This is a genomic window from Sulfidibacter corallicola, assembly GCF_017498545.1.
GTDB classification, from domain to species: Bacteria; Acidobacteriota; Holophagae; order Acanthopleuribacterales; family Acanthopleuribacteraceae; genus Sulfidibacter; species Sulfidibacter corallicola.
This window is the reverse complement of sequence record NZ_CP071793.1, coordinates 3761367-3772700: the sequence shown is the minus strand read 5'-3', so window position 1 is coordinate 3772700 and position 11334 is coordinate 3761367. Positions and strand designations below refer to the sequence as shown.

At 60.1% G+C, this 11334-nt stretch carries 6 protein-coding genes; 1 reads left to right on the top strand and 5 read right to left on the bottom strand.

Features of this window, described 5'->3' with window-relative positions:
• Nucleotides 1-83 precede the first annotated feature (83 nt).
• The 3 genes from selB to J3U87_RS10915 form a co-directional block, all read right to left on the bottom strand.
• On the bottom strand, nt 84-1958 hold the full coding sequence (gene selB, locus J3U87_RS10925) for a selenocysteine-specific translation elongation factor (RefSeq protein WP_237383072.1): 1875 nt from the start codon (nt 1956-1958) through the stop codon (nt 84-86).
• Nucleotides 1955-2698, bottom strand: a complete 744-nt coding sequence (locus J3U87_RS10920; RefSeq protein WP_237383071.1) for a hypothetical protein — start codon at nt 2696-2698, stop codon at nt 1955-1957. Before J3U87_RS10920 ends, selB begins: the two co-directional genes overlap by 4 nt.
• Nucleotides 2699-2845: 147 nt before the next feature.
• On the bottom strand, nt 2846-5113 hold the full coding sequence (locus J3U87_RS10915) for a TonB-dependent receptor plug domain-containing protein (RefSeq protein WP_237383070.1): 2268 nt from the start codon (nt 5111-5113) through the stop codon (nt 2846-2848).
• An 838-nt stretch (nt 5114-5951) separates the two neighbouring features.
• Here J3U87_RS10915 and J3U87_RS10910 point away from each other — a divergent pair.
• Nucleotides 5952-7655 carry a S8 family peptidase gene (locus tag J3U87_RS10910; RefSeq protein WP_237383069.1) on the top strand — a complete coding sequence of 568 codons (1704 nt, stop codon included), beginning with the start codon at nt 5952-5954 and terminating at the stop codon, nt 7653-7655.
• A gap of 96 nt (nt 7656-7751) precedes the next feature.
• Here J3U87_RS10910 and J3U87_RS10905 read toward each other — a convergent pair whose 3' ends face one another.
• Together J3U87_RS10905 and J3U87_RS10900 are read right to left on the bottom strand one after the other, a co-directional pair.
• Nucleotides 7752-8945, bottom strand: a complete 1194-nt coding sequence (locus tag J3U87_RS10905; RefSeq protein ID WP_237383068.1) for an efflux RND transporter periplasmic adaptor subunit — start codon at nt 8943-8945, stop codon at nt 7752-7754.
• A gap of 25 nt (nt 8946-8970) precedes the next feature.
• Nucleotides 8971-11334 (bottom strand): ABC transporter permease, encoded by a 2364-nt coding sequence (locus J3U87_RS10900; protein WP_237383067.1) that lies wholly within the window; start codon nt 11332-11334, stop codon nt 8971-8973.

Sequence of the window (11334 nt, the reverse complement as noted above, 5' to 3'; positions counted from 1 at the left end):
AATACCGACCCTCACAGCATGCGGGAACGCCTCGGCTGAATCACTTCGGCAAGTTCATCCGGCCGGCGCTTGGTGGTTGGCGGCTAGAGATCCGCAAACGGTTCCGGCAGAGTCAGGTCGCAAACGAGCGGCTCGATTTCACGACTGACTAGATGGCGGCGGTCGCCCTCGCGACGGGTGATTTTGGCGTGATCCAGCCATTCCAACAGGGGAATGGCGTGCTTGCGCGACAGGCCCAGCTCGGTTTTCAGGTCCTGAATCGAAAAGCCTTCCCGGCCGTGGCTGGCGACCAGATGGGCCGCGATCGCATTGAGCCGTTTGAAATGAACCAATAGGTCCGGGCTCAAATTGATGAAGCAGCGCTCGCTGGTCAGCCACTGTTCCATGGCCGCCAGCCCCTTGCGCTCGGGCCCCCACTCGCGCGCGTCGAGCCAACCTCCCTGGCGGTCGAAGGGCGTCATGAAGCGCCGCAAGAGCTCCAGGTCCCGCGGTTTCCAGATCGGGCGGTAATCCTTGCGCCGCAAGCGATTGGTGGAAATCTCCAACACCTCGTCGGTAATCGCTCGCTCGAGGGTGTAACGCCACATGATCTCGGCGTGGGTGTGCGTGGGCAGGCCCGCTTTGATTTCCGGCACCGGCAGCCAGGGTTTGTAGGGCGCCGCCTGGTGACCGGAGGTGACGGCTGCGATCAACCGGTCCAGGGCTTGGCGCGCCGCGACGGCCGAAATGACCAAATCTTCGCCGATCAGAACCACACCTTCCGCGAGGGTGGGCGGCATGCCGCCGATCGCGGTGATCTCGTTCAAGGAAATGGGATCGCGGTAACTCTCCAGGTACGCCTGCTGCCAGGAGTGCAGGTCGAGCGGTTGGGGGAGGGCGCTGAGCCAAGCCACGGCCTTGCGTCGTTTCAGGCTGGCCGGGTTGGGGTGAATCACCTCGAAACCGGCGACGAGTTGGAGCGGGGAACCGTCGCGAATCAGGCCGCGGTCCAATGCCCAGAAGGGGTAGGGTTCCCTCGTTTCCAGCGCCGCCCAGTCGCCTTCGCACCACAGCAGGCGCCCTTTCAAGTGAGCGGCGAGGTGGTGGAGGTGGAAGTGGTGTTTGGGAGAGGGGGCCCAGTCCGGATCGAACCGCGTGAGTCGGACCCAGATGCGCCGGCTCGACGGCGGCGCACAGTCCGAAAAGACGAGGTGGCCGCGTTTGATGGATTTGTAGTGAATTCCGGTCAGATTCAATGCCGCTCGGGTGTGGGGACCGGCCTCATGTGTTTCCGAACCGTGGATCTGGATCTGGCGGATGCGCGCCTTGCGATCGTCCGGTTCCAGGAGAACCCAGGTCTCGCGTTTCAACGAGCCGCGCTCCACCGTGCCCGTGACCACGGTTCCCGAGCCCGTTGCGGCAAACACCCGATCGATGGAGAGACGGGCGGGCCCGCGCGATTCGGCGCGGCGCTCGGTCAGCTCGGTCAGCAGTTCGCACACCGAAGACCTGGTTTCCGGTTGCCGGGTCGAAAAGGGGACGCGCCTGGCTTTCTCCCAACCGAACCTGGCAAGCCACTCGTCGAGTTCCAGGTGGAGCAGGCTCAACATTTCCGCATCCACAAGGTCGACCTTGCTGATGATCACGTGTACCTGGGTCACGCCCAGGTAGTGCAGCGCCGTGGCGTGCTCTTCCGTCTGCGGCATGATCGATTCGTCGGCCGCGATGACGAGCAGCACCGCATCGATACTTCCGATGCCCGACAGCATGTTGTGAATGAATTTCTCGTGGCCCGGTACATCGACGAACGAATAGGTTCGTCCCGCGTGGTTCAGATGGGCGTAGCCCAGGTCGATCGTGATGCCGCGGTTCTTTTCCTCGGCCCAGCGATCCGGATCGATGCCGGTCAACGTTTGGACCAGCGAGCTCTTGCCGTGGTCGACGTGACCGGCCGTGGCGATCAGAACCGACGCGGTCACGGGAAGGTGAAGCGGAACGAGGCGAACCCGACGAAGGTATCCTTGTCGATGCCCGCTTCTTCGTCGTAGAGCAGATCATCGTGGGCGTAGTGGTAGCGACCGCCGAGTTCGAACTTGAAACGCTTGTGGATTTGCCAGAAGTAGGTCAGGCTGGCCTGACTGTGGACCAGGCCGTCATCCGAATAGAATCCCGCTTCCGTGATGCGGTCGTTCTCGCGGTTGCGCTTCTGGTCGAGGTCCAGGGCCAGCGCGGTCTTGATGGTGAAAATCACCTGGCTCCGGCGGGTCAGGATGTAGGGCCGGCTCAGGGCGAAGTCGGCGTAGTAACCCTTGTAGGCGTCGACGTCGACGGCGATGCCGTAGGTGGGATTCCACTTACCGGGCTGAGTGAACCGCATGTAGATTTCCTGGGTGTCCAGCAGACCGCCCTCGTAGTCCAGATACTGATACCCGACCGTGGTGACCATGTTGCGCAGCACACTGGTGAAACTGATGTTGTGTGCCGCTTCCCGCTCGAACCCGCCGAGGGTTTCGTCCGCCGCTTCGGTCCAGTTCAGGTTGTAGGACCAGCGGGCGATGCCCAGGCCGAACTCTCCCTGGTACACGTCGTCGTCATGCACGTTGTGACCGCGAAACAGATAGGCATCGGCATACCCGGTTTTGATCGTGAAACTGGCATCGCCGATCTGGGCCCAAACGGCGGGACATAACAAGAAAAGGATCAGCCGCATCGATCGCATGGCGCGCTCCCCCATACCAAGAATGATCATGTGCAATATCAGCAACCTAAAGCGAGGGGATCATACCATGGGAGCGCGCGCCTGGGCCAGGGTCCGGGACGGGGTGAGGCTCACACCTCACCCGGTTTGGCCACGCTCGGCGGGGGGTCAGAAGGTGATGCTGATGCCGCCGCCCACATGACGTGGATCTTGCGGTGTGGCCGTGAACGCTTCGAATTGGGCGAAGGGTACGTTGGCATAGCGTTTGTCGAAGAGGTTCTGAACGCGCAGGTAGGCACCGAGCCGGGTGTTTCCGCGGTGCAGCAGGTCGTCGTACCGCACGAACAGGTGGGTGACGGAATAACTGTCGTTTTCGAAGTTCGAGCCGTTGTCGTCGACGAGGAAATGACGCGATTCCGAGCGCCACAAGATCCGTGGCGCCACGCTGAAATCGCGATAGCTGATTTCCGCACCGAATCGAACGGTATCTTCGGCACTGTAGGTCAGCGGTGTGTCGTCGATGTCCCCATCCGACAGGGAATAGGCCAAATAGGCGTTCAAGTTGACCTGGCCGATGGGATACAGCAGGTTGAGGCGCAGGGTTCCGCCGTAGGAGGTGGATTCACCCGCGTTGATGGGCACCTCGGCGAAGTCCACGGGAATTCCTTGGAACTCGCGACCGAATTGCGCCGAATTCACCACCCGGTTGGAAACCGTGTTGTGGTAACCGTTGAGGAAGATGCCGAGATGGTCGTTGGCGTACCAGCTCAGGCTGGCCTCGTAGGTGTCCAGTTCCTCCGGTTCCAGGTCCGGGTTGGGAAGGTGCCAGAAGGGGCCGAACAGGCCGGCGGTTTCCTCGGGATCGTTGGTGGCGTTGCCGCCTTCGTCGACGGTGATGAAGGAGCCGTAGTGTTGCAGGGCCACATAGGGTGAAGGGGCCAAGAACCCGGAGCCGTAGAGCAGCTTGAGCTTCACCTTGTCCGTGGGGCTGTAGACCAGGCCCGCGCGCGGATTGAAGGTGGAGCCGTAACGCGTGTTGTCGTCGAAGCGGGCACCCAGCGTGATGTGGGCCTTTTCGCTCGCCTTGAAGACGTATTGCATGTAGGCGCCCAGGTTGCGGTAGGACACGTCGAAGAACTGCTGGGAAACCGTCAGGTCGTTGCCGTTTTGATCCGTGGTATTGGTGCCGATGTAGAACAGGTCCTGCGAGGCGGCGGGTACATTCGGATTGAAGGCGAAGGGCAGATCTCCGGATTTGGGCAGTGCCGAAATGTCCTCGTAGGACAGGCCGGCGATGAAGGTCGAATTGTTTTCGAACAGGTAGGTGAGTTGCTGCTCGGCCTTGACGGTCTGGGCGTCCGCGTACTTGAACCCGTCGCGGTACACGGTAAAGGTGTTGAGGAACTTGCTGGCCGGGGTCAGTTCGTAGGTACCCTTCCACAAGGAGCTGTCCAGAAACCAGCGGTCGTTGTCGGCGCGATGGGTGTGCTTGATGTACATCGATTCCACTTCGATCTCGAAGATGGCGTCTTCGACGAACAGGTTGAATTCCGGACGCATGCCGGTCGAGGAGCTGTGGGACTCCGTGTTGGTCGCATAACCGAACGAAAAATTCCCGGTTTGTACCGCAATGTTGATGTACTGCGCTTCGTTGGGCGTTTCGTAGGGGCGACCCTGTTGTTCGGCGTCCAATTCCTGTTCGACGGGAATGAACGGCGAGACCAGGACCAGGCCCTCGTTGCGATACTGGTTGTTGTACCAGGCATATTCGTCGGGATAGAAATCGGGAAGCGTCGGCTCGTCCGATTCATAGCCGTAGGCCGTGACCGAGGCATACACCTGGCCGAAGTTGCGGCTGTAGCTCAACGAAGCTTCCCGGGTGCCGAACCGGCCGGCTCCCAGGTCCGCCGAACCGCCTTGGCTCTTGTCGCCGTCCTTGGTGATGATGTTGACGATGCCGCCAAAGGCGTCGGCCCCGTAAAGCGCCGACGCCGGTCCCAGGATCACCTCGACCCGCTTCACGTTGACCAACGGATAGTTGTTCTCGATGACGTGCGGGCTGCCCGTCGGAGAATTGAAACGAAAACCGTTCAACAGGACGATGAAGCGATCGTTGCCGGAGATACCGCGGAACGTGTAGTAGTTGTTGAATTCAGCGACGGCATTGCTTTGGATCTCCACCTCGGGAATGTCTTCCAACACATCCTTCAGGTTCCGATAGCCGCGGGTGCGAATGGTCGACTCGGAAATGACGTGAACGGTGGCCGGCGCGTTGTCCGACTTCTCGGCGATTTTCGTGGCGGTGACGACTTCGATATTCAGTAATTCGTTCAAGCTCATGCTCAAAAGGTCGTCGGCATCTTCCAGGCCGTAGAGTGGGGAGAAGCTCAAGGCCAGCAACAAGGGAAGGATGTTGAATTTGGTTCGGGGGTCCATTTCAGTCTCCTTTTCACGACGTTGTTGTTCCTTGGGATGTTGCTTCGTGTATCCGAGCCCTGCTCCTTGAAAGTAGTGAGGTGGACCCCGCCTGACGGTCGAAACCGGGAGGTGGAACCACAAGTGGTGCTTTTTAGCGGGTGCCCTTATATCGGGATATCGGTTGTTTTTTTCAAAGTTTAAAAAAATGGATGAAAACTTTCTTTGGTTCGATCTCGTGCTTTGAGGGACCTGTCTTTATTTAAAGAAACGAAACCGGATAATCTTCTCATTCCATACTTCCCGCACGAGCAATGGCTACCCGATGACGGATACACGAGTGGTATCCGTACGTCGAACATGGCGGAAGGCGGTCGAAAAGCGTCCGACCAAGAGGCCCATGGCATGGATTTTCGGACCCTCCGCCAACCGCTCCGGGTGGAATCCCAGTCGGGATTGCGGGGAAGCGGGCCTCGGGTGCGCTCGGTTTCGATACCAAAGATTTACAAAGGAATGGCGTTGTTCAACAGTTGAACAATTTTTGTAAATAATTTACTTACGTCAATTTACGGCTATTAGTTAAAAAATTAGGAGTGAGTTAGTTGAGATGATTATTTTCACGGTTTTTACAAAAAAGAGATATTGGGTTGATTCTTTTGTCGTGATCTGACATAAAGTAGCCAAACGACCTGAAAACACGAATCCATTTTGGTGAAAGTCACCATTGAACCGTTGGTGACCAAGGATCGGGCTGCGCGCTCGATCGAAGGTCCGCCTGCGATCGCGTGTCCCTTCATCTCGTTTACCCTGTCCTTTTTCTGATGAATTTCCAATTTCGATATTTCTTTTTGGAGGAAATATGTGTTCAGGGACTAAACTGTCTTCCCGGATCGTAGCGCTGGGAACGCTGGCATTGTTCTTCGTTACCGCTGCCTTTGCGCAGCGTGGACCCATTACGCAGCAAGTCAAACCCGTGAATCCCGAGTTTCAGCACTCTGAAGGGGTCCACCTGGTCGATTTCAGCCACCCGAAGCGAATTCCGGGTGAGTACATCATCGTGATGAAGCCCCAGGATGACTACTCGAGAGCCATCGATGTCACTCAGGATGCCATCGAATCGGTAGCGTCACTGCCGGGTACCGAAGTCCAGCACGTGTATTTCGATGCCTTGAACGGTTTCGCGGCGAAGCTGTCCAAGACGAGTATCAAACAACTGTTGGACAATCCCAACATCCTATGGATCGAAGCCAACAAACGGGTTTCGATCGACGCTACCCCGGGTTCCTGGGGCCAGGATCGCTCCGACCAGCGCAACCTGCCCTTGGACGACGACTACACGCCGCCCAACACCGGTGCCGGCGTGCACGCCTACATCATCGACACGGGCATCCGTACCTCGCACAATGAGTTCAGCGGCCGGGTCGGCAACGGCTACGATGCCGTGGACAACGACAACGATCCTTCCGACTGCAACGGTCACGGCACCCACGTCGCCGGTACCGTCGGTGGTTCCAGCTACGGCATCGCCCCGAGCGTGACGCTGCACGGCGTGCGCGTCCTCAACTGCAACGGTTCCGGTTCCACCGCGGGCGTCATCGGCGGTGTCGATTGGGTCACCAACAACTTCATCGCACCCGCCGTAGCCAACATGAGCTTGGGCGGCGGCGTTTCGTCTTCTCTGGACAGCGCAGTCCAGAACTCGATCAACGCCGGTGTGGTCTACGCCGTTGCCGCGGGCAACAGCAACGCCAACGCCTGTAACTTCTCACCCGCTCGCCTCGATGCGGCGCTGACCGTGGGTTCCACCACCAGCAGCGACGGGCGCTCCTCGTTCTCCAACTACGGGAACTGCGTCGACATCTTCGCGCCCGGTTCCAGCATCACTTCCGCATGGCATACGTCCAATTCGGCCACCAACACGATCAGCGGTACTTCCATGGCTTCCCCGCACGTTTGCGGCGCCACGGCACTGTATCTGGCCGACAACCCCGGCGCCTCCGTGTCCCAGGTTTTCAACGGCATCGTGAACAACGCGACGAGCGGTGTGGTCGGGAATCCCGGCAGCGGCTCTCCCAATCTGCTGTTGTACGTCGGTGAAGGCGGCGGTGACGGCGGTGACGGCGGCGATGGTGGCGACGGCGGTGACGGCGGTGACGGCGGCGACGGTGGTGACGGCGGCGACGGTGGTGACGGCGGCGACGGCGGCGATGGTGGTGACGGTGGCGACGGTGGTGACGGCGGCGATGGCGCGCCTTGCTCCAACTGCGAGCACTTCCAGGGCAGCCTCTCCGGCAACGGCGACTCCGATGTCCAGCCCAACGGCAACTACTATCAGTCCGCTGCCGGTTCGCACGAAGGTTGGCTGGAAGGAGCCAGCGGCACCGACTTCGATCTGCGTGTCTATCGCTGGTTCTACTTCTGGTGGATCGAGGCCGGCTCTTCCACGAGCGCCTCTTCTTCCGAATACATCCAGCTTTCCAACCAGAGCGCCGGGTACTACTACTGGAGAGTCGAATCCTACAGTGGTGCCGGAGCCTACGACTTCTGGTTGAAACGCCCCTAACCCCGGTTTCCGGCGCATGACGCCGAACCGATGAATTCCCGGAGAAGGCCGCCTGTCACGTGACGGGCGGCCTTTTTCGATTCCGAGCGCGTCCGTTTACAGAATTTCCACCAGGCTGCCCGACTGAATTTCATCGCTGGGATAGAGAATCACTCGATCGCCGCGTTGCAATCCCTCTTGCAGTTCGGCGTGGAGCCCATTTCGGCGACCCAATTTCACGGGGACCATCTCGGCTCTGCCCTCCACCATCTTGAACACGGACCAGGTGTCGTCCTTGTAGAAGAGCGCACCGGTGGGGACCAGCAACAATTCGGCGGCTTCCCAGGTAATGATTCGCACGCTGACCCGAAAACCGTCGCCCAGATTTTCCCAGGTTTCCGGAGGGGTGGTGATATCGATGACCGTATTGACGCGCTGTTCCTCTACTCCGAGAGCGGAAATCTTGGTGAACCCGGACGGCTCCACCAGGCGCACCCGGCCCTCCAGGGGCCGCTCGCCGCCCCAGTGTTCGAGCTGGACCCGGGCGCCGGGGCTGACCTTGACGGCGTCCTTGGAGAGCAGGTCGACGACGATCTCCAAATCGCGGGGATCCGCCAATTCCAGCAGGGAGGTTCCCGCCTGGACGAATCCTTCGCTTTCCTGAAACACGCGGAACACCTTTCCGTTGACGGGTGCCGTGATGTCCAACACTCCCGAAGCGTCCTCGGATTCGCCCATGATGAGGGCCGCCTCGGCCAGTTCCACGTTGTATCGGGCCACATGTACCGCCTTGTCCTGGGCCCTGGCCTCGGCCTCGCGCAGGCGCACCTCGTTTTCATGGGTCTCGAGGAGTTCGGCGGTGGTGTGTCCGCCGCTCATCAGGCGTCGTTGGCGATCGAGTTGGTTGCGGGCCAACTGCAACGCCGATTGAATGCGCGGAAGCTCCGCCTCGGCTCGTGCCAGCTCGGCCTGGGCTGCGGAAACACGGGCTCGTGCTTCGGCCAACCCACGTGCATCCAGCAGATTCGGCGATTCGGGCACGATGGTCGCCAGACGTGTTTCGCCGGCATGAACCAGGTCGCCCGGCTTCAAATCGACGCGCAGCAGCTTGCCGGAAATCGGGGCCGAGATGGCGAAACGGTTTTTGACACGCGTGCGGCCGTCTTCGGCGACCGAGACTTCGAGCGGGCCTTCGTCGATGGCGACGGCCTCCACCGGAACCGGTTGGGGTCGCAACGACAAAGCGATCAAACCGCCGAGGATCAACACGCCGACAATCCATTTCCAATTGAACCATTGCTTCCATTTCATGATGGGCTCCTGAAGGTGGTGCGATTCATTCTCGTGTTTTGAGGACCGCCATCAGATCCAGGCGGTCCAGCTTGCGGCGGACCATGAGGCCCGAGATCAGGGCGCTGAGGCAGACGGTCAAGGTGGTCAGGCCGAAGGTCGCCGGCTGGATGACATAGGGAAAACGGAACTGCTCCGACTGCATGCCCGCCATGGCGGCCTGGCCGAGGCCCGTGCCCAGGACGAAGCCGACGGGAATGGCGACCAGGGTGATGATCGCCAGCTCGCCCAGCAGGATGGCGGAAATTTCCGCTCGGGTGAATCCGAGCACGCGCAGGGTGGCGAGGTCGCGGCTACGCTCGTTGAGCGACATCTGGGCACTGTTGAAGACCACCCCGAATGCGATGATTCCCGAGAACAGGATATTGAAGAAGTTCATGATGAAGATGTTTTTGGCGACGGTGTCCTTGAAACTGTTCACCGCGGCGTCGGTGATCGTGATGCCGGCGACCTTTGGCGTGTTTTTCAGACGATCGAACAGGGGATCCCTGCTGCGGGCATCGATCGACATATAGGCTCCGGTGATGACGCGATCTTCCTGGAGCAACCGGTTGAGGCTCGCCAGGTTCATGTAGACGTTGGTGCCCAGGTATTCGTCGACCAGGCCGACGACCTGTGCCTGCAGGGTCGGTCGTTCGCCCTCGAGCACTTCAAGCGTCAGGGTCTGGCCCGGCACGACTCCCAGCTTTTTGGCTAGGAACCGGTCGATCATCAATCCGTCGTTGGGGATGGGAATCGGTTTCAGGTTCGAATCCAAGGGGCGCTGCAAAAGCGGCATGTTGGGCATGCCGATCACCGCGGTTCGCTTTTCGTGGTTGGCAAGCACCAGTTTGACCGCCACGCTCCGGGTCGGTTCTGCGTGAATCACGCCGGGCAGCCCGTGGATCTCGTTGAAGGAGCGTTGGGTCTGGGGTTCGTAGAAGGTGACGGTCACATCCTGGCGCTGGATGAATTGAAACTGGGCGCGAATGAGGTAGTTGATCGAGTCGATGTTGCCGCGACCCAGGACCAGGAGCCCCGTGGCCATGGCGATGCCCAGTCCCGAGAGCAGGGTGCGTAGGGGACTGCGCTCCAGGTGGCGCAGGATCATCTGAACCTGTATGGGGAGCAGGTGCCCGAAGCCGAGCCGCTCGGCGATGCTGGGGCGATAGGTGGCCGGCGGCTCCGGGCGCATGGCTTCGGCGGGAGGAAGGCGCATGGCCCGCCGCATCATCGACCAGGTACCGATCAGCGCCGTCAGGCTGCTGAAGAAAAAGGCGCCGATGATGATTCTCGAGCTCAAAATGTAGGTCAGCTCGGGGAATTTGAAGAACTCGGCGTACATGGCGACCATGCCCGAACCGAGATAGGCACCGAATCCGATGCCCAGCAGGTTGCCCAACGCCACGATGGTCATGACGAATTTCATGTAGTGCAGCCCGATGGCTCCGTCGCTGTAACCGAAGGCCTTGAGTACGGCGATCTGCTCGCGTTGGGCGCGAATCTGGCGGGCGACCACCAGGTTGAGCAGAAAGACGGCGACCAGGAAAAAGACGAGCGGGATGAAGAAGCCCATGCTGCGCAATTGCATGAGTTCGTTTTCCAGGAACCAGTGCGAGGTTTGATCTTTGCGGCCGTGGGCGTGCAATCCGCCGTAGGGTTTCAGCAAGGTGTCGAGCCGGTCCAGGACTTCGGGCAGTAGGGCTTCGCGGGTGAGGCGTAGCGAGACCTCGTTGAAGGCACCTTCCATGTTCATGGACGCTTCGAGGGCCCGTTCGTTCATCCAGAAAATACCGTAACGCAGGTTGTCGGGCAGCATGCTGCCGGGCTTGATGGCGTAGATGAACTCGGGCGACAGGGCCTGGCCGACGATGGTCAGCGTCTGGGAGCGACCGTTGATCACGGCCTTCACCTGTTGTCCGAGGCTGAAACCGTGGGCCAGCATGAAGGCTTCGTTGGCCAGTACCTCGTTTGTCGCTTCCGGTTCGGGAAAGCGCCCGGCGCGTAGGTAGGGATCGTTCAGGCCGGGGCGATAGGGAATCTTGAGCGAGACCATCCTGGCCGTCGCCGGGTCCTTCATGCCGGCTACGTCCAGCGTCACTTCCTGAATGATGCGGCCCTGGGCCCAGGCGACCCCCTCGATGGACTCGATTTTCTCCAGGAGGCTGAGTGGTGCCCGCTTGCAGTTGGCGAACACGTCTGCGAACCGGTTGCCGCGATAATAATTGGCGCGCGTCACCACCAGGGAGTCGTAGTTGCTGTTGGACAATACGAACATCGCGATGCCGGCCGCCAAAACCAGGGCGATGGCCAGAACCTGACCCTTGAGTTTCCAAATGTCGCGAAAAAGCTTGCGATCCAGGGGTTTCAT

Coding starts and splice junctions, on each gene's coding strand:
- J3U87_RS10910 (WP_237383069.1), top strand. CDS start 5,952: ATGTGTTCAGGGACTAAACTGTCTTCCCGGATCGTAGCGCTGGGAACG.
- J3U87_RS10915 (WP_237383070.1), bottom strand. CDS start 5,113: ATGGACCCCCGAACCAAATTCAACATCCTTCCCTTGTTGCTGGCCTTG.
- J3U87_RS10905 (WP_237383068.1), bottom strand. CDS start 8,945: ATGAAATGGAAGCAATGGTTCAATTGGAAATGGATTGTCGGCGTGTTG.
- J3U87_RS10920 (WP_237383071.1), bottom strand. CDS start 2,698: ATGCGATCGATGCGGCTGATCCTTTTCTTGTTATGTCCCGCCGTTTGG.
- J3U87_RS10900 (WP_237383067.1), bottom strand. CDS start 11,334: ATGAAACCCCTGGATCGCAAGCTTTTTCGCGACATTTGGAAACTCAAG.